16 protein-coding genes are annotated in these 22,389 nt (G+C 71.2%); 8 read left to right on the forward strand and 8 right to left on the reverse strand.

Translation table 11 applies throughout. The features are described 5' to 3' along the window. The first annotated feature begins 30 nt into the window (after positions 1-30). Both EBN03_RS05650 and EBN03_RS05655 read left to right on the forward strand, forming a co-directional pair. Positions 31-201 carry a DUF2613 domain-containing protein gene (locus EBN03_RS05650; RefSeq protein ID WP_122186876.1) on the forward strand — a complete coding sequence of 57 codons (171 nt, stop codon included), beginning with the start codon at positions 31-33 and terminating at the stop codon, positions 199-201. Beyond that, positions 182-4,600, forward strand: coding sequence for an alpha-(1->3)-arabinofuranosyltransferase domain-containing protein (locus EBN03_RS05655; RefSeq protein WP_122186877.1), 4,419 nt, complete (start codon positions 182-184; stop codon positions 4,598-4,600). The genes EBN03_RS05650 and EBN03_RS05655 overlap by 20 nt, the downstream gene beginning before the upstream one ends. Before the next feature lie 154 nt (positions 4,601-4,754). On the opposite strand, the gene EBN03_RS05660 is transcribed toward EBN03_RS05655, so the two are convergent. After that, the gene (locus EBN03_RS05660; RefSeq protein WP_122186878.1) at positions 4,755-5,915 is read right to left on the reverse strand and encodes an acyltransferase family protein; all 1,161 of its coding nucleotides are present in this window, start codon (positions 5,913-5,915) and stop codon (positions 4,755-4,757) included. Between the two features lie 117 nt (positions 5,916-6,032). On the opposite strand from EBN03_RS05660, the gene EBN03_RS05665 reads away from it, so the two are divergent. Further along, a complete protein-coding gene (locus EBN03_RS05665) occupies positions 6,033-7,079 on the forward strand; it encodes a DUF3068 domain-containing protein (protein WP_122186879.1) in 1,047 nt (348 codons plus the stop codon). A gap of 62 nt (positions 7,080-7,141) precedes the next feature. Here the strand turns inward: EBN03_RS05665 and EBN03_RS05670 are convergent, their stop codons facing one another. Continuing rightward, positions 7,142-8,530 carry a polysaccharide biosynthesis protein gene (locus tag EBN03_RS05670; protein WP_122186880.1) on the reverse strand — a complete coding sequence of 463 codons (1,389 nt, stop codon included), beginning with the start codon at positions 8,528-8,530 and terminating at the stop codon, positions 7,142-7,144. Between the two features lie 115 nt (positions 8,531-8,645). Between EBN03_RS05670 and EBN03_RS34030 the strand changes: the two genes are divergently transcribed. The 3 genes from EBN03_RS34030 (at position 8,646) to EBN03_RS05690 (ending at position 12,576) form a co-directional block, all read left to right on the forward strand. Continuing rightward, positions 8,646-8,819 carry a hypothetical protein gene (locus EBN03_RS34030; protein ID WP_158675545.1) on the forward strand — a complete coding sequence of 58 codons (174 nt, stop codon included), beginning with the start codon at positions 8,646-8,648 and terminating at the stop codon, positions 8,817-8,819. 124 nt (positions 8,820-8,943) lie between these two features. Further along, on the forward strand, positions 8,944-10,674 hold the full coding sequence (locus EBN03_RS05680; protein ID WP_233608189.1) for an amidohydrolase family protein: 1,731 nt from the start codon (positions 8,944-8,946) through the stop codon (positions 10,672-10,674). A 195-nt stretch (positions 10,675-10,869) separates the two neighbouring features. Then, on the forward strand, positions 10,870-12,576 hold the full coding sequence (locus EBN03_RS05690) for a hypothetical protein (RefSeq protein WP_199742628.1): 1,707 nt from the start codon (positions 10,870-10,872) through the stop codon (positions 12,574-12,576). A 77-nt stretch (positions 12,577-12,653) separates the two neighbouring features. Here EBN03_RS05690 and EBN03_RS05695 read toward each other — a convergent pair whose 3' ends face one another. Next, positions 12,654-13,829, reverse strand: coding sequence for a glycosyltransferase family 4 protein (locus EBN03_RS05695; protein ID WP_122187311.1), 1,176 nt, complete (start codon positions 13,827-13,829; stop codon positions 12,654-12,656). Positions 13,830-14,110: 281 nt separating this feature from the next. On the opposite strand from EBN03_RS05695, the gene EBN03_RS05700 reads away from it, so the two are divergent. After that, positions 14,111-14,941, forward strand: a complete 831-nt coding sequence (locus EBN03_RS05700) for a class I SAM-dependent methyltransferase (RefSeq protein ID WP_122186883.1) — start codon at positions 14,111-14,113, stop codon at positions 14,939-14,941. Positions 14,942-14,989: 48 nt separating this feature from the next. Here the strand turns inward: EBN03_RS05700 and EBN03_RS05705 are convergent, their stop codons facing one another. Next, complete coding sequence (locus EBN03_RS05705) at positions 14,990-15,787, reverse strand: alpha/beta fold hydrolase (protein WP_122186884.1); 798 nt, start codon at positions 15,785-15,787, stop codon at positions 14,990-14,992. Between the two features lie 135 nt (positions 15,788-15,922). Here EBN03_RS05705 and EBN03_RS05710 point away from each other — a divergent pair, with 135 nt between their 5' ends. Next, complete coding sequence (locus EBN03_RS05710) at positions 15,923-16,765, forward strand: MerR family transcriptional regulator (RefSeq protein WP_122186885.1); 843 nt, start codon at positions 15,923-15,925, stop codon at positions 16,763-16,765. 16 nt (positions 16,766-16,781) lie between these two features. Here the strand turns inward: EBN03_RS05710 and EBN03_RS05715 are convergent, their stop codons facing one another. The 4 genes from EBN03_RS05715 to EBN03_RS05730 form a co-directional block, all read right to left on the reverse strand. Then, positions 16,782-17,063, reverse strand: coding sequence for a hypothetical protein (locus tag EBN03_RS05715; RefSeq protein WP_122186886.1), 282 nt, complete (start codon positions 17,061-17,063; stop codon positions 16,782-16,784). A 453-nt stretch (positions 17,064-17,516) separates the two neighbouring features. After that, entirely contained in the window at positions 17,517-19,349 is a 1,833-nt protein-coding gene (locus EBN03_RS05720) for a phosphoenolpyruvate carboxykinase (GTP) (protein WP_122186887.1), read from the reverse strand. A 263-nt stretch (positions 19,350-19,612) separates the two neighbouring features. Then, on the reverse strand, positions 19,613-21,121 hold the full coding sequence (locus EBN03_RS05725; RefSeq protein ID WP_233608190.1) for a hypothetical protein: 1,509 nt from the start codon (positions 21,119-21,121) through the stop codon (positions 19,613-19,615). After that, positions 21,108-22,184, reverse strand: coding sequence for a hypothetical protein (locus EBN03_RS05730; RefSeq protein ID WP_233608191.1), 1,077 nt, complete (start codon positions 22,182-22,184; stop codon positions 21,108-21,110). The genes EBN03_RS05725 and EBN03_RS05730 overlap by 14 nt, the downstream gene beginning before the upstream one ends. Positions 22,185-22,389: the final 205 nt, after the last annotated feature.

Genomic DNA, 22,389 nt, shown 5'->3' on the forward strand with positions numbered 1-22,389 from the left:
GCCCACCGTCCAGCTCAGGGGAGTACAGCCATGAAGTTCGCCGTTCCCGGTGCAGTGAGCGCGGCCGCGGGTGCCGTGGTCGGAGCGGTCGCGGTGTGGCTGATCACCATGGGCGCGGCACAGGACTCGCGTCCCGACATCGGGCACAACGGAGACGCGTCGTCGTCGCTGCTCAACAACGTTGAGTACGGCAGCCGCTGAGCCCCTCGACGGTCACCCCGCACCTGCGACCCACCGGCTAGGCCGTCGCTGGGTCCTCGGTTCCGTCGTCGTCGCCTTCCTGCTGACATTCCTGCAGGCACCCGGCTACACCGTCGCCGACACCAAATACGATCTGGCGCAGAACCCGCTGGGCTTCCTGGCCCGCGCCTCCCACCTGTGGAACAGCCAGGCCCCGATGGGTCAGGTGCAGAACCAGGCCTACGGCTACTTCTTCCCGCACGGAACCTTCTTCGCCGCCGGGCATCTGCTCGGCGTCCCCGCGTGGGTGACACAGCGGGTGTGGTGGGCGCTGCTGCTGCTCGCCGGATTCTGGGGCGTGGTGCGGCTCGCCGAACTGCTCGGGATCGGCAACCGCGGCTCGCGGGTGGTGGCGGCGCTGGCGTACGCGCTGTCGCCGCGGGTGCTGACCACGCTCGGTTCGATCTCGTCGGAGACGGCGCCGATGATGCTGGCGCCCTGGGTACTTCTCGCGCCGGTCGCGCTGGGCGCGGTCACCGCGCGCCGCCGCGACGATCGGCACGGCGTCTACTCGCCCGCGGGCAGCGCGGCCGCGCTCGCCCTGATGGGCGCGGTGAACGCGGTCGCGACCGCGGCGGCGTTCCTGCCGGCCGCGCTGTGGTGGATCAGCTATCGGCCGAACCGGCGCTGGTGGCGGTTCACCCGGGCGTGGATTCCGCTGCTGGTCCTGGCCACCTGCTGGTGGGTGGTCCCGTTGCTGTTGCTGGGCAAGGTGAGTCCGCCGTTCCTGGACTACATCGAATCCGCGGGCGTCACCACCGAGTGGGCGTCGCTGGGCGAAGTGTTGCGCGGCACCGACAGCTGGACGCCGTTCGTCTCGCCGGAACGGATCGCGGGCGCGGTGCTGGTGACCCAGCCCGCGGCGGTGCTGGCCACCGGCCTGCTCGCGGCCGCCGGGCTGGCCGGGCTGGCGAGCCGCTCGATGCCCGCCCGCGGCCGGCTGACCTTGATCCTGTTCACCGGCCTGGTCGGTATCTGCGCCGGGTATGCGGGGGCACTGGGCGGGCCCTTCGCCGACGCCGTGCGGACGTTCCTCGACAGCGGCGGCGCGCCGCTGCGCAACGTGCACAAGCTGGAACCGTTGATCCGGTTGCCGTTGGTGCTGGGCCTGGCGCATCTGCTGCGCCGGGTCCCGCTGCCGGGCGCCGCGCCGATGCGGGTGTGGCGCAGCGCCTTCGCGCATCCCGAGCGGGAGCGCCGGGTCGCGGTCGCGGCGCTGATCCTGGCCGCGCTGACCCTGGCGTCGTCGCTGGCCTGGACCGGCCGGCTGGCGCCCAGCGGCGCCTACCGGGCCGTGCCCGGCTACTGGCAGCAGACCGCGGACTGGCTCGCGCACAACGCCGCCGACACCCGCGCCCTCGTCGTGCCGGGCGCGCCGTTCGGCTCCCAGACCTGGGGTCTCACCCGCGACGAACCACTGCAGGCCCTGGCCCGCACCCCGTGGGCGGTCCGCGACGCCATCCCGCTGACCCCGCCGGGCACCATCCGGGCCATGGACTCGGTCCAGCGCCTGATCGCCGACGGCCGGCCGTCCACCGCCCTGGCCCCGACCTTGATCGCGCAGGGCATCGGAATCCTGGTGCTGCGCAACGATCTCGACCCCGACACGGCCCGCGCCGCCCGGCCGCTGTTGGCGCATGCGGCGATCGAGGGGTCGCCGGGGCTGCACAAGGTCGCCGAGTTCGGGGACCGGACCTCGACCCGGCACATCGAGGGCTTCGTGGCGGACGGTGATCTGCGGCCGGGTTATCCGGCGGTGCAGATCTACCGGGTGGACGCGGCCGCCCCCGGCACTCCGGCCGAGCTGCGCAGCGGAACCGGTGCGCCGCAAGGGTTTCCGGGCGCGTATAGCGTTCCGTTGGATTCGATGCCGGTGGTGCAGGGTGGTCCGGAGGTGCTGGAACGCTTGCGGCGCAGTGAATCCGGTGCCGTGCCGAGCACCCCCGTACCTCCATCGGGACCGGTGTTGCTCGCCGCGGATGCCGCGCGCGCCGGGCTACCGGACACTTCGTCGCCGAGCGGTACGAACCCGGAAACTGCGCCCGGACAACCGTCTTCCTCCGTTCCGGGGCAGGCTGCGTCTCCAGGTCCCGGACAACCCCCGGGGTCGGCTACTCCGCACAACCCGGCGGAGACACCGTCATCCAGCCCGGTACAGACCTCCCTGCCCGGCGTCACGGTGACCGATACCCCTATGGACCGCGAGAGCGATGTGGGCAAGGTGGACGATCACAACTCGGCACTGCGCGCACCGACCGATCCGCGGCGGACCCGAAACCGCTTGCCCGACTACGCCGTACCGGGAGCGCCACTCGTGGAAGGGGCCTGGTCGGGTGCGACGATCACCGCTTCCAGCTCCGCCGCCGACGCCACCCAGCTGGGCGGGAGCTCGCCGGGGAGCTCCACCGCGGCCGTCGTCGACGGTGATCCGTCCACCGCGTGGCTGTCCACCAGCGGGGAACACGCTGTGGGCCAATGGCTTCGGCTCGACCTGGATCATCCGATCGACGCCGGGATCCTGACTGTCACCACCAGCCCGGCCGCGCTGGGCGATCCGGTGAAGTGGATGGAGGTCCGGACCAGCGGCGGCACCACCGCCGCCCGCGTCACCGAACCCGGTGTGCCGGTGTCGGTTTCGCTGCCGCCGGGCCGCACGGGCTGGGTGAAGATCACCGCCACGCAGACCGAGAACGACACCGCGGGTGGGCAATTCGGGATCAGCGAGCTCTCGCTCGACGACTATTCGAACGTAGACGACCCGGTGGCCGTGGACATCCGGCACCGGGTGATCGTGCCGCCGCCACCGGTCGGCACCGCTGTCGCCGGCTGGGATCTCGGGCAGGAATTCCCCGGCCGGAGTGGCTGTTTCGACACCCCGGACCGCATCCGCTGCAGCAAGGGCTTGGCCCTGGCCGCCGAGGAGCCCGGCCAGTTCGAACGCACCCTCACGGTGCCCGATCCCGCGTCCGTCACCACCGCCCTCACCGTCCGCACCCGGCCCGGGCCCGGTCTGGCGGCGCTGCTCACCGATCCCGCGCGGCCCGTCGCCCGCGGCCAGGCCGATGTCGGCGACCTGCGCGGATCCGCCTTCGCCGCCACCGACGGCGACCCCGCCACCAGCTGGACCGCGCCCGAGGACACCGTCCGCAATCGCACCGGGCCCGCACCGACACTCACCCTCGAGCTGCCCGCGAAGACCGAGGTGGACGGCATCGCGATGACCCTCCCGGCGGGCGATCTGCCGGCCCGGCCCACCTGGGTGACGGTGAATCTCGGCGACGGCCCGCAGACCCGCCCGATCGACCGAGCCGAACCGGCCGGTGCCACCGTACGAATCCCGTTGCACCCGTACGAAACCGACCGGATCGAGCTGAGCCTCACCGAGTGGAAGCCGGTGCTGGACCGCACCGCACTCGGCTTCGCCCAGGATCAGCCGCCGGGTCTGGCCGATATCGAGGTCCTCGGCCCGGACTATCCGGCCCCCGCCGACCCGAACCGGCCGGTAACCGTCGACTGCGCGCACGGTCCGACGGTCTCGCTGGCGGGGCGGGTCGTGCACACCAGTGTCACGGCGAGCTACGCCGACCTGCTCTCGGGTGCGCCCGTCACCGCCACGGTCTGCCCGGCCGACGCCGCGCCCGTCGACCTGCCCACCGGCCGCGTCGACGTGACCGTCGTCCCGACCGACCTGTTCACCGTGGACCGCCTGCAATTGACCCGGCCCACCGCACCGGCACCACTCGCGGCGCCGGCCGGCACCCGCGTCCTGGTCTTGCCGTCGAGCACGAACGCGGGCTGGCGCGCGACCACCGCGGACGGGCACGCATTGACCCCGATCGTCGTCGACGGGTGGCAGCAGGGCTGGGTGGTGCCGGCCGGGACCACCGGCCCGATCACGGTTTCGTTCCCGGCCGACCGCTGGTATCGCATCGCCATCTTCGGCGGGCTGCTGCTGTTGTTGCCGTTGTTCGCGCTGGCGATTCCGTGGCGGCGCCGGTCCGCGCCGGACGTCGATCCTGGTCCCGGTCCCCGCACCTGGCAGGCCCCAACATGGGGCACGGTCGCGGTTTCGGCTGCGGCACTGGTGGTTTCGGGCCCGGTCGGGCTCGTGTTGGCGGCGGTGGGCGCGGTTGCGGGGTGGTGGCGGCCGGACCGCACCGCCCGGGTACTTCCGATCGTGGCCGGGGTGTTCGCTGCGGTTGCGGCCGCGGCACTGTCCACCGGACCGTGGCGTTCGCCCGACGGCTACCTGGGCGGTTCGATCTGGGTGCAGCTCCCGGCACTGATCGCGGTCGTGGCCACGGGGCTGGCAGCCTGCCTGGCCGACGGCGCTGAGGCCGACAGCGGCGAGGAAGCGTAACCACACGGGGTGCAGCCGTATTGAGGCTCGGAGGCGCTGGCGCAGGGTCGACCGTGCTCAACGTGCCACTGGATGTACTCGGTCCGTCGACACGCACGATCACTACGCAGACCAGCGGACCGCTCACCCCACGCGCAGAGCCAGAGGGATCGACTCAGGTCCGCTGTCGCACCCAGTGCCGCACCGGTTCCTCGATCAGCGCGTACCCCGCCGCGGCCAACGGCAACGTGAATCCCACCGTCAGCACCAGCACCGTCGGGAACTCGCCCTGGAACGGCAACCAGCCGAACACCGGGAACACGATGCCCAAAACGGCCAAGTGCCACAGGAATACGCCATAGGACCACCGGCCCAGCGCGGCCGCGACCCGACCCGATAGCCAACGGTGCGGTCCGGGGCCGAGGACGAGCGGCGCGAGCAGCCCGAAACCGATCAGCGCGCCCAGGCCCATCTTCGCCGCGTACTGCCACGGCGCGCCGCGGGTCAGTCCCGGCGGGCCGGCCAGATCGGTCGCCGCCAGAGCGAACGCGGTCACCGCCAGCAGGGTCATCCACCGGCGGTTCGCGGCGAGCCGCCGCCAGCGCGGCTGCGGGCCCGCGACCACCGGGATCTCCGCCAGCTCGGCGATCGACATGCCGGACACGAACCAGGGCAGATAGCCCGGCAGCCAGTTGTCGCTGTGGATCGCGCCGGGCGCGGGCACCGGCAGGAAGTTCCACACCAGTGCCACCAGACCGAGTCCCAGCACGATCGGCGCCCGCCAGCGCGCCCGCGGCCCGCGCAGCCGGCACAGCAGCAACGCCAGTACCGGCAGCACCAGATAGAACGAGACCTCGACCGCGAGACTCCACATCTGGGTGAGCCCGTCGGTGAGTGTCAACGGGATATAGATCTGCAGCAGCGCCAGATTCGACAGCCACACCGTCTTGCCCGCCGAATGTGCCGCGCCGGGTAGCAGGATCAGCACGGCACACACCACCACCCAGTAAGCGGGCAGGATCCGCGCGGCCCGGTGCAGCAAATAGCGGCCGGTGCGCGGCGGCGTGCCGATCCCGCGCGCGGCGGCGGCGTGTGGACGCCACAGCAGGAAACCGGACAGGCCGAAGAACACCGCGACCGCCATGTCGAACCGCTCCCACACCCGGCCCAGCACGGGGGTCGCGGTGGCACCGGTCTGGAAGGCGGTGTGCGTCAAGACGACTCCGAGGGCCGCCAACCCGCGCATTCCCTCCAGCGCCGGCACGAAAGCCCGCGCCGAGCCGGCGGCGGGCCGGGGCGCGGAACTGTGCGGTGCGGCGGTGGCGGTGGTGGTCATCGCCGCCCAGTCTGCCGGGTGCGGTCGAGGCGATTTCGGGCGCACCGGCGGCTGCCTTCGACCGGGGCTGTTAGTGTCGGGGCGCAACGGCGCTGTCGGAAAACGAGGAGAGTCTGTATGGCACTGCGTGCCAACACCCGCACCACGGTGGCCTGCCTGCTCGTCGGGCTGGGCGCACTGCTCGTCGTGGCGGCGATCATGGTCCCCTTCTATACCGTGGGTCGGCTCGCGAAAACCCCACTGGACCTGGAGATTACGACGATCGCGACCAACGCGCCGAACACTCCCAGCGAAGTGATGGACGCGAAGTCGCTGACCACCGGCGACGGCCCGGTCAAGATCGACACCAACGCGCACCTGATCTCCCAGCGCTACCTGACCGTCGAGGACCCGTCCGGCGCCGACTCGATGACCGTGCAGGCCGGTCAGACACTGCGCCGCATCGACGTCCAGGGCGACACCGGGCTGCTGACCGCGACCATCGACCGCGTCACCATCGACCGCAAGACCGGCTTCCCGATCGACGCCGACGACAACGGCACCATCGCGCTGCAGGTGAACACCAAGGGCCAGAGCGTCGCCGAGACCGTGCGCCACACCGGCCTGCAGTACCGGTTCCCGATCGGCACCGAGAAGACCTCGTACCCGTTCTTCGACATCAACGTGCGCAAGTCCTACGACATGAAGTTCGTCGAGGAAACCCAGATCAACGACCTGAAGGTCTACCACTTCCGCCAGGAGGTCCCGGTGACCGACCTGTCGAAGGTGGCCAACTCCGCCACCAACAAGGTCGCGGTGGACGCCTCCAAGTGGGGTGTGGAGGGTGACGGCCTGGTGACGATGAACCGCTTCTACGGCAACACCCGCGACGTGTGGATCGAGCCGCAGACCGGCACCATCGTCAAGGGCCAGGAGCAGCTGAACGTCTTCTACGCCCGCGACGCCGCCAAGCCCGAGGTGACCGCCCTCAAGGCGACCCTGGTGATGGACGACAAGACCGTCAACTCCCAGATCTCCACCGCCAAGCACTTCATGGACGAACTGTCCCTGTACGGCCGGATCATCCCGATCATCTGTGGCGTGCTCGGCCTGATCCTGCTGGTCGCCGGCGTCCTGCTCGGCATGACGCACCGGCCGGCCGTGGCGCGCGACCCGCTGCGGTAGGCACGCTCGAACCGTACGGCTGAGGGGCATCCCGAAAGGGGTGCCCCTCAGCCGTTTCCGGTTCAGTCGGCCGTCTCGGGCGGGTGCGGGCGGGCCAGGACCATGGCGACCACGGTGGCGGTGACCAGCGCGACCACGATCGTCGTCACGACAGCCAGGGCGAGGATGGAACGGGCGAGCACGAGGGTCGCGACCACCTCTACGCCGAGCCCGGCCCAGGTGACCAGGGCCGGGGCGGTGCGGTCGGCGGCGATCGCGGACAGCAATGCGCCCTGCAGGACCGCGAGCAGCGCGCCCTCGAGCGCGAACAACCACAGCAGGCCCTGCACCGGCCGGTAGTCGCCACCCGCCAGCAGGGGCGCGAGGGGTGCGGCCAGCGCGGCACCGAGCACCGCCACCACCCCGATTCCGGACAGCACCGCCAGCGCCTCACGCAACGCCCGGGCGGAGTGTTGCGGCCGGGCCATCCGCGGATACAGCACCACCCCGACCGCCTGCGGCAGCCAGAACGCGATCTTCGCGGCGACCGCGCCGAGCGCGTACCGGCTGGCGTCGGATCCGCTCAGCACCACCCGGGCCACGATCAGGTCGGCCGAGGACAGCGCCATCAACGCGGCTTGGACCTGTGCGGCACGCAGGACCGGGAGGACGCCGGCGGTGAGGCGGGCGGGGAGCACATCCGCGCGGCGATCCGTGCCGCTGCCCGTTCGGATTTCGCCGGGCGGGTCTGCCCGGATACCGCCGATCGGGTCGACGGTGCCCAGGCGGTCCGGCCGAACAGCGTCGAGCTGGTCCGGCCGGTCTCGGTCAGGTCGGTCGGTCGGGACTCCGTCGAGCCGGTCCGGAAGGTCTCCGGTTGCGCCCGCCGGGGCGGGCGCCGGGCCGACGGTCCACCAGGCGCACCCCGCGACCACGGTGAGGCCGGCGGCGGCACCCCACAGCGCGGCGCCGGTCCCGGCACCGGTGGCCAGCAGTGCCAGCGCGGGGATCACCCGGCCCACGCCGGCTCCGGCCAGGACGCCGGCTAGAGCTCGAAAACGACTGTGGCCCTGCAGGATTCCCTGCTCGGCGTACAGCAGTACCAGCACCGGCGCCGAGGCGAGCGCGCCGGCCGCCGCCGTCCCTGGAACCTGCAGCACCAGGGCCACCACCGGAACCAGCACCAGCGCCACGAGGGTCACCGACAGCGCGCACCGCCGGCCCAGCGCGCGCATCTCGGCGACCACCGCACCGCGCACCATTTCCCGCGCCACCACGTTCTGCAGCGCCAGCGCCGGTACCGCGCACAGCAACTGGACGGCCAGCAGGCTCGCGAACGCGCTGTACCCGGCGGCCCCCAGCCACCGTGCCGCCGCCAGCTGCAGCAGATATCCCGCCACATTGGCGGTCATCGCACCGGCCGTCACCAACGTCAGATCCGCGACCACGGGCGGGCGACGAAGGCTGGGCACACGGCCATGCTGTCACAGTGGTGTCGCCGCGTACCCCGCACGTCCGCGCGACGCTCCGACCCGGAGGAACCGGACATTGCCCGGCGTGTCGGGAGCGACCGTGCACAATCGCCGCATGTCACGCACGGTCGAGCAGCCTGATCCGGATTCTCCCGCGCCCGGCGCCGCCCATTCCGGTGCCGTTCCGTTCGACTCGGAGCCGGCCGAGATCCGGCGGCGGTGCACGGTGCTGTCGGTTTTCGACGACGGCGACATGGACGATCTACCCGGTTACGCCGGTCCAGGTTAGCCGCGCACCCACGCATACCCGATGGTCTCCTCCCGCGACCGCCCCGCGAATTGGTCACTTGTCTGATTTGATGCGAGGTGTCCGGGCGGGCAGACGCGCCCGGCGGGACCCCAGGGAACATGCGATGACCCAACGTCACACCAGACGAGCCGTGCTCGGGTTCACGGCCAAGGCGGCCGGGCTCGCCGCCGCCGGCCTGACCGGAACCACCACCGCGGCAGCCACTTCCGGCGCCGACCCGGCCACCGGCACCGCCCCCGCGGCGGAAGCCGAGACGATCGCGGACGTCGACCTCGCGGTGGTGTCCGATGCCGGGCGGCTACCGAATCTGGACGCGGCCGGGCGGATCATCGGCATGGTCGACGCGCACGCCCACCTCACGGCATGCGCCGGCTTCGGCGGCGACATGCGGTGCGGGACACCGTTCGCGCCCGGCGGGATCCGCGCGGCACTCGCACCCTGCGACTCGCACATCGGAATCCGGCCCGGCTCCCTGCTGGAAGCCATCATCGGGAACACCGATCCGCTGTCCCCGGACGCATCCGGCTGGCCGGCCTTCTCCGCGTGGCCGCGACACAACACACTGCTGCACGAACAGGCCTACTACCAGGGCATCGAACGCGCCTGGCGGGCCGGGCTGCGCGTCGTCAACACCCTGCTGGTCAGCAACCGGGTGATCACCGAGTTGTACGACGCCGGCCGGCCGTGCGACGAGATGGACGAGATCCGCGCACAGGCCCGGTTCATCGTCGACATGCAGGACTACATCGACTCGCTGCACGGTGGACCCGGCCAGGGCTGGTTCCGGATCGCGCGCACGCCCGCCGACATCCGGTCGATCGCGGCGCAGGGCAAGCTGGCTGTCGTTCTGGGCACGGAGAATTCGGAGCTGTTCGGCGGCCGCGCGATCGGCGACGTCGCCCGGATCACGACCTCCGACGTCGACGCCGGACTCGACGAGATGGTCGCGCTCGGGATCTGCAATCTGTTCCCGGTACACAAGTTCGACAACGCGTTCGGCGGCGTACGGTTCGACACCGGACTTAACGGTGCCGCGGTGAACGTCGGCAACCTGCTGTCGACGGGGCACTGGTGGGAGGTCGAGGCCGCCGTCGACGGCCCGCCCGACAACCACCAGCCGCTGGCCGACGACTCGATCGCCCGGCTGCTGTCCGGCGGGCACAGCGAGATCCCCGCCGGCGCCGTGGCCCCCGTCTACCCGGCCGGCCCGATCCGCAACGTGCGCGGGCTGACCGATCTCGGCCGCTACCTCATCGAGGGAATGATGCGGCGCGGCATGATCATCAACGTCGACCACATGAGCGCCAAGACCGCCACGGCCGTGCTCGATATCGCCGAGGCGGCCGGGTACGCGGGAGTGATGTCGGCCCACAGCTGGTCGGATCGGTCGGTGCTAGAACGCACCCTGGCCCTGGGCGGATTCGCGGCCGGTTACGCCAACGCCGCCTGCTGCCAGGGCGGCAACCGGCCCACGTATGTGGCCGAATGGCAAGCGAATCGGTGCGGTGCGAGCGGATCCGCGCTCGCCGGTTACGGTTTCGGCTCGGACGTGAACGGTTTCGGCCCGCAGGCGGCGCCGCGCCTGGACGCCGCCACCCACCCGCTCCCGTACCCGTTCACCGCGCCCAACGGCACCCGGTTCGATCGAATGCGCATGGGCGAGCGGACCTTCGACCTCAACACCGACGGCGTCGCCCAGTACGGGCTGTACGCGGACTGGTACGCCGACGTCGTCCAGGTCGCCGGTGACGCGGGACCGCAGTTGCAGCAGGACATGCTGAACGGCGCCGAAGCGTTCGTCGCGATGTGGGAAGCCGCGCGGGCCTGGAACTGAGCCGGGTTCTTCGGTCCACGAACCGCCGGCCGCGGGCCGGGCGGGCCTCGATACTGCCAGGCGGTGCGTCGCACCGGGGTGGCGATCCCGGTGCATTCGCCGATCAGGACCGGCGCGAGCGGGTCGAGTCCGCCGCGCGCTGGGACGGTGGAGGCGCCGGACGGGACGCATCGGACAGCACCTAAGGTGCTGGGCGTGACGGACGGCGGCAGAAGTGCGCGGCGGCTGGTACCAGGCCTGTACAGCCTGGTGCTCGCGCTGCTGGTGCTCGGGCCGCTGCTCGGGCCGGGTTGTCTCCTGCTGCGGGACGCGGTGAGCACGCCGCGGTCGTATCTCACCGACTCGGCGCTGGGGCTGGGTGACGCGGCGGCGCGGGCGGTGCCGCAGGACTGGTTGCTGGCCGTGCTGTCGCCGGTGGTCGACGGCTGCCTGGTGGTGAAGCTGATCCTGGTGGGGTCGCTGTGCGCGGCTGGGGCAGGGGCGGCGGCACTGGCGCGGACGGTACTGGCGGTGTCCACCGGACCGCAGCTGGTCGCGGCGACCGTGGCGATCTGGAATCCGTATGTGGCCGAACGGCTGCTGCAGGGCCATTGGAGCTTGCTCACCGGGTATGCGGCGCTGCCGTGGACGGTGCTGGTGGCCGAGCGGATTCGGGCGGGCGGCACGCGGCGGGACTGGGCCGTGTTCGGTGGGGCGCTGGCCGCCGGGGGACTCACTCCCACCGGTGCACTGCTCACCGCGGTGGTGGCGGCGCTGCTGATCGGACGGCGGAATCTGCTTCCGGCACTGGCTCTCTGGCTCGCCGCCGCGGCGCCGTGGCTGATCGCGACCGCGTTGTCCGGGGCCGGATCCGGGCCCTCCGACCCGGCCGGGATCGCGGCCTTCGCGGCCCGTGCGGAACCCGGGCTGGCGACCGTGGGCAGCCTCGCCGGACTCGGCGGCATCTGGAACGGTTCGGCCGTACCCGGTTCACGGACTTCACTGTTCGCGCTGGCCGGCACGCTGATCCTGCTCACCGTGGTGGCCTGCGGGTTACCCACCGCGGTCCGGCACCGAACCGGCCGCATCCTGTTCGCGCTGGCAGCCGCCGCTATCGTGCTCCCGGCGCTGGGCGCCACCGGCTGGGGTGTTTCGGCCGGTGAATTCCTGGTCGGCCATGTGCCCGGCACCGGATTGTTGCGCGACACCCAGAAATTCGTCGCCCTGGCCGCACCGGCCTACACGCTGGGCGCCGCCGCCGGTTGCGCGGCCCTCGCCGCCGCGCTGCGCCGCCGCACCGAGCAGTTCGACGCGACGCTGTCGATCACCACCGCATTCGTGGTCCTCATCCTGCTGTCCCTGCCCGATATCGCCTGGGGGGTAGGCGGAAACCTGCGCCCGGTGCAGTACCCGGCAGGCTGGGCGGCGGTAGCGACCCGGCTGGACGGTCCCGGTGATGTGGCGGTGCTGCCGGGCGGCATGTTTCGCGAATTCCCTTTCAGCGGAAGGGTTCCCGTCCTCGATCCGGCACCCCGCCTGCTGCCCCGCGATGTACTGCAAACCGGCGAGCTTCCGGTCCGCGGGCGAACAGTGGCAGGCGAGGGGACCCGGGCCCGGGACGCCGAGAAAGCCCTGCAGGCCGGCGCCGCACCGAACCGGCTGGCCGTCCTCGGCGTCGGCTGGGTACTGGTCGAACGCACGTCCCCCGGCCCGCTCGGCGCTTCGGCAGTCACACTGACACAACTGATCCCGGTCTACACCGACGACGATCTCGCGCTGTACCGAGTACCCGAAGCCGTAGACCACACGCCACCGCACCACGGCCGCAACCGAATACTGGTTGTCGCCGCTCACATCCTGTGGGCCGCAATGCTATTGATCGGCCTCGCCGCAGTCCTGCCGCGCCGCAGACTCGGATCTTGATCGGCCACGGGCAGACCTCCGAGCCGGGTACGCCGATGGCACCCTGCGCCGCAGCGCTTTCCGCGAGCCGCAGGTACTCAGCTCGCGAGCTCGCTCGCAGTCGGGTTCGCCGCGACCAGCCCCGCCGTGTACTCCCCCCGCGCAGCCGCCGCCAGCACCCGATACACCCCGAATCCGGTATGCACCCAGGAGAATTCGGCCGCCCGCGTCCGTGCCTTCGCCCCCATCACCCGCCGCGCTTCCGCGTCCGCGAGCAGTTCGCCCGCGGCCGTGGCGAGCTGGTCCGGGTCGTCGACCAGGACGCCGGTGACGCCGTCGACGATGGAGTCGGTGAGTCCGCGCGAGCTGCGGTAGCCGATGGTGGGTACGCCGTGCTGCCCGGCCTCGATCACCGCCAGCCCCCAGCCTTCCTTGCGGGACGGCATCAGATGCACCCAGGCCCGGGCCAGCAGTTCGTGTTTGCGGTCCTCGTCGACGTGGCCGTGGAAGGTGACCGCGTCGGCGATGCCCAGTTCGGCGGCGCGCGCCTGCAGGTTTCCGGCCCACCAGCCGCCGCCGATCACATCCAGATGCAGGCCCGGCATTTCGGCACGCAAGGCGGCCACGGCGGCCAGCGCGTCCTCGATCTGCTTGTGCGGCACCAGTCGGGACAGCACCACCAGCCGGGGCCGGTCACTGCGTTCGGCCGCGGCACCCACCGGCACCGGGTCGATCCCGTTGCGGACCACCGCGATCCGCGACCGGTCCACACCGAGGGTGACCAGCTCGTCGGCCGAGGGCAGCGACACCGTCAGATACTGGTTGCGGCGGTGCACCCGCGGTGACAGGCGCGATTCGATCCACCAGCCGATCCGCCCGACCAGCCGCCCGGCGACCGGCCACTGCTCCCGATGCCCGTGATGAACCAGGACCACCGTCGCCACCCCGCCGGTCAGCTGGGCGAAGAACGGGATCCCGTTCTGGGTGTCGATGATCGCGTCCGGCCGCACGCCGCGCAGCGGGCCGAACCCGAACCGGCCCGCCAGGATCGCGGCCAGTGCCCGCGGATACACGGTGTAGCGCCCGCCCGCCCGGCTGATGTCGATGCCGTCGATCCGCTCCCGGCGCGCCGAACCCGGATACCGCGCGGTGCGCAGGGTGACCCGCACGCCGCGGGCCGCCAGCTGAGCGCCGACCTGCTCCAGATACCGCTCGCTGCCACCACCCTGGGGATGCGCGCTGTCGCGCCAGCACAGCAGCAGCACTTCGCGCACGCGCACATCTCCCGGTTCGGAATTCTGGATCGACGACGAACAGTGGTACACACTAGGCCTTCTGTATAGCTGATCCCGCAGCGCCCGCAGTCGAAAGAGACTAGGCGGCGGATGCCCGGTTGCGCCACCGGTGCTTTGTCAGCTGCATCGGGCCGGTCCGAGTAGGCCGCCGGTGAGCACAGTGGGCCTCGCTGGGGGGCCACCCGTTCCGGTCGTGGCCGACCAGGGTCTCGAGGCCCCCGCGCCGACCGGGCAACCGGTGATGCGAGACTGAGTCGGCCATGCTTGCCCCTGACGACCTCCGGCGCGCGGTGCCCGCGACCGCCCGTTCCGCCGCAGCTCCGCGGCCCGGCCGCCGGCCGCGGTTCGCCCGCCGGGCCACCCTGCGCCGGTCCCTGCGGCTACTGGGCAGCTTCCGCTTCGAACAGACCGACCCGGCCCGTTTCTACGGCGGGATCGCCGTCGACACCGCCGAGCTGATCGAGGATTTCTACGCCGACCACACCGGCCGGGACCTGTCCGGGCTGGTGGTCCTCGACGTGGGCGGTGGCCCCGGCTATTTCGCCGACGAGTTCGCCGCGCGCGGGGCCCGCTACATCCCGGTCGAACCCGACCCGGCGGAAATGCACGCGGCGGGTCTGCAGGTACCGGCGGCCGTGCGCGGTTCGGGGACCGCGCTGCCGTTCCGGGACGACGCCGTCGACGTGTGCCTGTCGTCGAATGTGGCCGAGCACGTCGCCACGCCCTGGCGGATGGCGCAGGAGATGCTGCGGGTCACCAAACCCGGTGGGCTGATGGTCTTCTCCTACACCGTGTGGCTGGGCCCGTTCGGTGGCCACGAGACCGGCCCGTGGCACTACCTGGGCGGTGAACGCGCGGCGGCACGGTACCGGCGCAAGCACGGCCGCGAGCCGAAGAACCGGTTCGGCACCTCACTGTTCGCGGTCGGCGCCGGCGAGGGCGTGCGCTGGGCCCGTGGAATCGGCTCGCGGGCAACGGTGCTCGCGGTGTTCCCGCGTTACCACCCGCGCTGGGCGTGGTGGCTGGTCCGGATTCCGGTGGTGCGGGAATTCCTGGTGAGCAACCTGGTGATCGTGGCCGCGAAGGCCTGACGCTCCCCGACGCCGGGCGAGACGGTGCGGTGGGCCGCCTGTGACCGGTCAGGCGGCTGCGAACGTGAGCAGATCGCGGTTGAGCCGTTCACGGTGCGACAGATGCAGCATGTGCGAGGCGTTGTCGTAGACCGTCAGTGTGCTGTGCGGAATCAGCTCCGAGGTGCGCCGCCCACAGTCCGCGAGCGGCGCGAACGCGTCGTTGTCGCCGTGGATCACCAATGTCGGGAGGGTGATTCGCCGGACCTCCGCGCGAAAGTCGGCGGCCAGGTTGGCGCGGCTGCATTCGACCGCCGCGTGCAGCGACACCTGCATCCAGTCGCGGATCGTCGCGTCCCGCTCGAGCTGCGGGACGGCACAGCCGGGAAGGCCGTCGCCGAAGGACAGGCCCGCATTGTCGCTCACCCACTGTCCGTACCCGCAGCGCAGTTGTTCGAGCAGCGATTCCGCCGCGTGCGGGTCGATGTTCAGGTGCGGTGCGGTCGCACCGACCAGCGCGATCCGTGACACGCGGTGATCGCCGTGGCGAGTGAGGTAACGGATGACCTCGCCCCCACCCATCGAATGGCCGACCAGCGTCACGTCGGTGAGCTGGAGCCGGTCGAGCAGCGCGGCCAGATCGTCGGCGAGAGTGTCGAAATCGTAGCCGGTGCCCGGATCGTCGGACCGGCCGTGTCCCCGGCGGTCGTAGGCGACGGTTCGATGGCCGTGCGCGACCAGGTGCAGCATCTGGTGCTGCCACATGTCGCTGCTCATCAGCATGCTGTGCACGAATACGATCGGGCGGCCGGTGCCGTAGTCGCGATAGAACAGTTCGGTTCCGTCGACTGTGGTCAGATAAGACACTTATCGATTCCTTTGCAGAGGTGCATGTTTCAGCGCTACTTGCGCTGACACCACAGTCGGCGCTCCCGTGGGTGGACAGTCCAGCGGCAACCCGAGGGCGAACTCTCCCCTAGGGGGAGGGGCAACAATGGGCGGATGTCCGCGTATCTGTCGATCGGTGACTTCTCCCGGGCGAGTCACCTGACCGTGAAGACCCTCCGCCACTACCACCAGGTCGGACTGCTGGTGCCCGCTGCGGTCGACTCGCACACGGGATACCGCCGGTACAGCACCGAACAGCTGGCGATCGCGCAGGTGGTCCGGCGGTTCCGGGACCTGGACATGCCGCTGGACGACATCCGGGCGGTACTGGCCACGCCCGACCCCGACACACGCAATACCCGGATCGTCGGTCACCTGGACCGTTTGGAGGAACAACTCGACCGCACCCGGCAGGCCGTCGACCAGCTCCGCGACCTGTTGACCCGGGCGCCCGGCGGACCCACCGTCGAACAGCGGTCGACGCCCGCGGTCACGGCCGCCGCCATCACGGATGTCGTTGCGGCCGAAGATGGTCCCGCCTGGTTGCAGGGCGCGCTCGGCGAACTCCACGCAACCCTCACGGCGCAGCGCCTGACCCCGACCGGCCCGGCCGGCGGGATCTACTCCGACGAGGTGTTCACCCAGCACCGCGGCGAATCGACGATCTTCGTGCCCTGCGCCGGTACCGTACGCCCGGTGGGGCGGGTCCGATCGGCGGTCGTTCCCGCCGCCGAGCTCGCCGTGATCTCACACTTCGGTTCACCGGCCGGTGTCGACCGCACCTACAGCGCCCTGGCCGCCTACGTCGCTGGGCACGCGCTGGGCGTTCCGGGCCCGATCCGCGAGTACTACCTGGTCGGCCAGCGGGATACCACCGACAGCGATCGCTGGCACACCGAGATCGGCTGGCCGATATTCCGCACCGGCACAAGCGAATCGGAGCGTCCGGGTTCGTGATCGTGGCTGCGGGAACTTAGCGCTCGAGGCGCCGGCGGCGCCGCTCGGCACGGCCGGGCCACGGCGGCTCCTGGGTGGCGAGACCGACCGCCTCGAGGGTGGTGAGCCCGACCCGGCCGGCCAGGGCCCGGAGCGCGGCAACCGCTTCGGCCGCCTGCAATGCGGCCGTGGCCTGCTCCAAAGTCAAGGTGCGGCCCGGGAGAAAGGAAACGACCCAGCCACCGGTGCCCACGCTGCGGGCTTGATGGAGAGTTTGATCGCTGGTCATCAGCGACCGGTCGACCAGATGAACCGCCATGACTCGGATCCCCTTGCAATTGCAGATGAAATATCGAGCGACACCAGCAGATAGCTATAAGCATGCTCCGCGCGCATCCACAACGCAATAGTGCGTTTCACGAAAAGTGAACTGCCGGGCGGGTTTCGGCCGTTTTGAACGAATTACGCTGCGCGAAACGGAGTTCTACGTTCAACCTCGCACCCACTCGGCCCGCGGCCCCCGATCCCGGTCGACCCCGGGAGCCGCCACGATCCCCGCCCGCCGGCCCGCCGCCGGCACCGCCCGCAAACCTCCGGCAGCCCGCGGCAGTGGCGGCCGGAACGCAACACTGTCGGAGCAATCGATTCCCCAGGAAAGCAATTCGTAAAGAGCGATCCAAGCACTGTTGCCGCCGAACGGAATTCCTGCCGGATAAAACGAACCGCCCGCATCATCGAATTCGACGATGCGGGCGGTTCACGAGTACCGGGACTAGCCCAGACGCTCCTTCAGAGCCTCGAACTCGTCACGCAGACCGGACGGCAGCCGGTCACCGATGAACTCGAACCACTCCTCGACCAGCGGGACCTCGCGGCGCCACTCGTTCAGGTCCACCTTCAGCGCCTCGTCGACGTCGGCCAGGACCACGTCCAGACCCTCCAGGTCCAGGTCGCCCGCGGTGGGCACGTTACCGATCGGGGTGGCGACCGCGTCGGCCTTGCCCTCGATCCGGTTGACGACCCACTCCAGCACGCGGGAGTTCTCGCCGAATCCGGGCCACAGGAAGCGGCCGTCCTCGCCGCGCCGGAACCAGTTGACGTAGAAGATCTTCGGCAGCTTGGTGGCGTCGGCGTTCTTGCCCAGGTTGATCCAGTGCGCCAGGTAGTCGCCCACGTGGTAGCCCATGAACGGCAGCATGGCCATCGGGTCGCGGCGGACGGTACCGACCTTGCCCTCGGCGGCCGCGGTCTGCTCGGAGCCCACGGTGGCACCCATGAACACACCGTGCTGCCAGTCGAAGGACTCGGTCACCAGCGGGATGGTGGTCTTGCGACGGCCACCGAACAGGATCGCCGAGATCGGCACACCCTGCGGGTCGTCCCACTCCGGGGCCAGGGTCGGGCACTGCGCCATCGGGGTGCAGTACCGCGAGTTCGGGTGAGCGGCCAGCGTCTCGGTCTCCCGCAGGTACCAGTCGTTGCCCTTCCAGTCGATCAGGTGGTCGGGCTCGCCCTCGAGGCCCTCCCACCACACGTCGCCGTCGTCGGTCAGCGCGACGTTGGTGTAGACGGTGTTGCCGGCCTCGACGGTCTTCATGGCGTTCGGGTTCGAGCTGTGGTTGGTGCCGGGCGCGACACCGAAGAAACCGAACTCCGGGTTGACCGCGTACAGGCGGCCGTCGGCGCCGAACCGCATCCAGGCGATGTCGTCGCCGAGGGTCTCCGCGCGCCAGCCCGGAACGGTCGGCTGCAGCATGGCGAGGTTGGTCTTACCGCAGGCGCTGGGGAACGCGGCCGCGATGTAGTAGTTCTTGTTCTCGGGCGAGATCAGCTTGAGGATCAGCATGTGCTCGGCGAGCCAGCCCTCGTCGTGCGCCATGGCCGAGGCGATGCGCAGCGAGTAGCACTTCTTGCCCAGCAGCGCGTTGCCGCCGTAACCCGAACCGTAGGACCAGATTTCGCGGTCCTCGGGGAAGTGGGTGATGTACTTGGTGTCGTTGCAGGGCCACGGCACGTCGGCCTCGCCCTCGGCCAGCGGGGCACCCACCGAGTGCAGCGCCTTCACGAACGGCTTGTCGGTGCCGAGCTTCTCGAGCGCGGCGGTGCCGGCGCGGGTCATGACGCGCATGGAGACGACCACGTACTCGGAGTCGGTGATCTCGACGCCCAGCTTCGGGTCCTCGGCGCCCAGCGGGCCCATACAGAACGGCACCACGTACATGGTGCGGCCCTTCATGCTGCCGCGGTACAGCTCGGTCATGGTGGCGCGCATCTCGGCCGGGTCGACCCAGTTGTTGGTGGGGCCGGCGTCGGCCTCGTTGCGCGAGCAGATGTAGGTGCGCGACTCGACACGCGCCACGTCGGACGGGTCGGACAGCGCCAGGAAGGAGTTCGGCTTCTTCGACTCGTTGAGTTTCTTGAAGGTCCCGGCCTCGACCAGTTGCGTGGTCAGCCTGTCCCATTCGGCGTCGGAGCCGTCGGACCAGACGACGCGGTCGGGCTGAGTCAGCTCTGCGACCTCCTGCACCCAGGCGAGCAGACCGGCGTGCTTGGTCGGTGCGGTGCCATCGGATCCGTGAAGACCAGGAATGGTCGCAGAAGTCATGAAAACTCTCCTGAGTAAGGCGGCTTCGAGCGGCGTGAGTCCGAACGAGGCCACCGTGGCGACGGACCCCCGCACCACCTTGCCAGCAGCACGCCCCGGCTGGGCGGCGTACAAGGACGAAGCGGACGCCCAGGTTTCCTTTGATATAGAGGTTAACGCGGTATGACGCGATCTGCGGAACGGGGTCACCCGCCACCTACGGGCCCGAGATCAGCGGTAATGCGGTGCGCCACGCCATGAAGCACCATCCGGGCACCGGCGTGTCATGACATTTCGACGCCCCGGGCGATTCGCGCGGCGTTGTCGGTCAGGGCCGCGGCCACGACAGTGAGATCTCGGTCACATGCGGCGAGCTGGGCGGGCTGCTGGGCGCGCATTTGACGCAATTGCGACTCGACTTCGGCGAGCCGATGCTGGTCGGCGACCGCCCGCGCGGTGGTCAAGCGGACGACGTCATCGGTGAACCGGGACTCCGCTCCGACCAGCCGGGTCGAGACCCGTTGTTCCAGCTGGGCCTTCACATTGACCAGCGCGTCCGCCGCCCACTGACGCAGATGCGCCTGCTGGGCGAGCTGTCCCCGCGCGCGCACCACCCAGTACGCGATACCACCGCCCAGGAGCAAGGTCACCGGCATGCTGGCGTAGTTCAGCGTCGGCACCAGCGCCAGCGGCGCCACCACCAGCCGGCCCAGGCCGAAACCAGCCGAGGCGCCCAGCGCGACCATCAGATGATCCTCGACACCACGATGCCGTGGTTCCGGTCCGGGCCCCGCCGAGGGCGGCGGGTCGATCCGGGCAGCCAGCGGCGCGACCGGTTCGGCATCGGGCGGGGTGAGACCCCGGGCGATCTCGGCCAGGCGGCGGGCCGCGACCTCGTCCAACTCGGCCGCGAGGGTGTGCACCGTGGCCTCGAGCTGCCCGGGATAGTCCCGGACCGCGGACGGGCCCAGGCGTTCCACCTCGGCGCGGGACGCGGCGTGCAAGGCGCGGATGCGGGCCCCGACCTCGTGCAACAGGTCCACCCGCGCCAGTTGCAGCTGATTACGCAGGGCCGACATCGCCTGCGCCCGCCCGCCGTCGCGGCCCGCGAGCAGCACCGCGCGCTGTTCCCGCAGCCGCGCCTCCTCGGTCCCGGACCGCAGGGCCTGCACCTGTTCCTCGATCCGCACCCGGGTAGCGGTCAGCACCTGCTCGACGGTCACCGACGGCTGCCGATCGGCCGTGCCCGCGACCTCGACCAGTGCCGCGTGCAGCGCGGTCAGCCCGGACCGGTCCAGCAGCGTGGCGTCAGCCGCGGTCCGCGCGGCCGCCGCCAGCCGGGCCGAGACCGGCACGATCCGGACCGCCCCGGCGACCGGGCCCAGCACCGCCGCGGCCTCCGCCTGTGTCGTCCGCCACTGTGGATGCGCGTGAATCCCGTCCAGCGCGAACACCATTCGCGTCCGATTCGCGGCGAGCCATCCCACCAGGTTCAGGGTCGCGGCCCCGACACTGCCGCCCGCGTCCAACAGAATCAGGGCCGCCGGCGGCGGCGCGGGAGCCGATTCGTGCTGCGGTACCGGCGGATCCACCAGGGTGACCTGCGGCGCACACCGCGCGAGCTCGGCGCGCAATTGCCGCGAGTTCGCGTCCGACGGCCCGAACGCGACGACCGGTACGGCCCGCCCGCCGTCGGACAGCGATCGCAGCAGCGCGAGACCCTGCGGATTCCAGCGTCCGACCACGGCCCGCGCCTCGGCGGGCAGCTCCGCGACCGGGTCAGAGGCCGGCACCGCTCATCCGTTCCCACAGCTGGACATACCCGTTGTGCACCCGGACCGCGGCCCGCCGCGCGGCGGGCGGCAGATCGCTCGCCACCACGGCCCGCCAGCGCCGGGCGCGGGTCAGCGCGTCGTCGGCGTCGGCCGGGTACGGCTGGGGATAACCGGCACCGAGGTGCCGGACCTCGGGCTGGGCCAGGCCCGCGCACAGTCCCAGCCACTTCGCTTCGGTACCCGCCAGATAGTCCTCGATCAGTTCCCGGGCCCCGCCGGACACCGCACGCGCCGCGATCCGGGCCAGCTCGTCGAGGAATTCGCCGCCGCGACGGGCGGTGACCTGCTCGTAGCGGGTGTGCAGTTCGGCGTACAACTCGTCGATGCCCGACCCCGCGTGCAGCACCTGCAGCAGGCTCTGCGGGCCCAGATCCGGCTGGTGACGCAGGGCGGCGAGGGCGCAGGCCACGCCGTAGAGCCCCCAGCGGTCCAGCAGCGCGGCCCGGTCGTCCACGTCGGTGCCCGCCGTGGCCGCCGTGAACAGTTCGGGCGTGAGGGTGAGCGAATCCGCGGCGGCGGTGTGCCGGGCCAGGACGGTCAGTTCGTGCTGGTCGGGGATGCCCGCCCGGGTGCGGGCCGCGAGGTCGGCCACCACCGGAAACACCGGCATCGCGATGCCGCGGGCGCACTGGCCGGCGGTCGCGACCACCTCCGACCAGCCGGTTCCCACCGCGTCGGCCTTGTTGAGCACCACCACCGTGCGGTCGGCGGGCAGTGTGGCCAGCACGCCGCGATCCCCGTCCCGCAGGGCACCACCCAGGACGTAGACGATCAGGTCCGCGTCCAGGACCGGCACCGGCACGTCCGGTTCGTCGACCGGCGGGGTCTCCTCGGCGGACAGCAGGGCCAGCGCCCGCAACAGCGTCGACTTACCGGCCCGGGCCCGCCCGGTCACCTGGATCCGCAGTGGCCGCCGCCACGCGGCGACCGCGGCGAGCACCTGATCGACCGGGGCGCGGTCACCGCCGGTGCGCAGCCGTTCGACGAGCCGATCCAGCTCGGGTGCAGCGGTTGTGGACACGGACGACACCCCCTTCCCCGGGGATTCTGTCAGACCGATGCCCAGGTCGGCGGTGCCCGGCCAGTCCGGCCCGCGACTTTCGGTGATAAATCGGACATCGGGCGCGCGGCGACCCCGGTGGGGACTGTCACCGCAGGTAGAGTCCGTAACCCGGAACGAACGGCCACACCGAAGACGGCCAGGCACGCGACGAGCAGTCGGTCGC

This window comes from Nocardia stercoris, from assembly GCF_003696265.1.
Lineage (GTDB): Bacteria > Actinomycetota > Actinomycetes > Mycobacteriales > Mycobacteriaceae > Nocardia > Nocardia stercoris.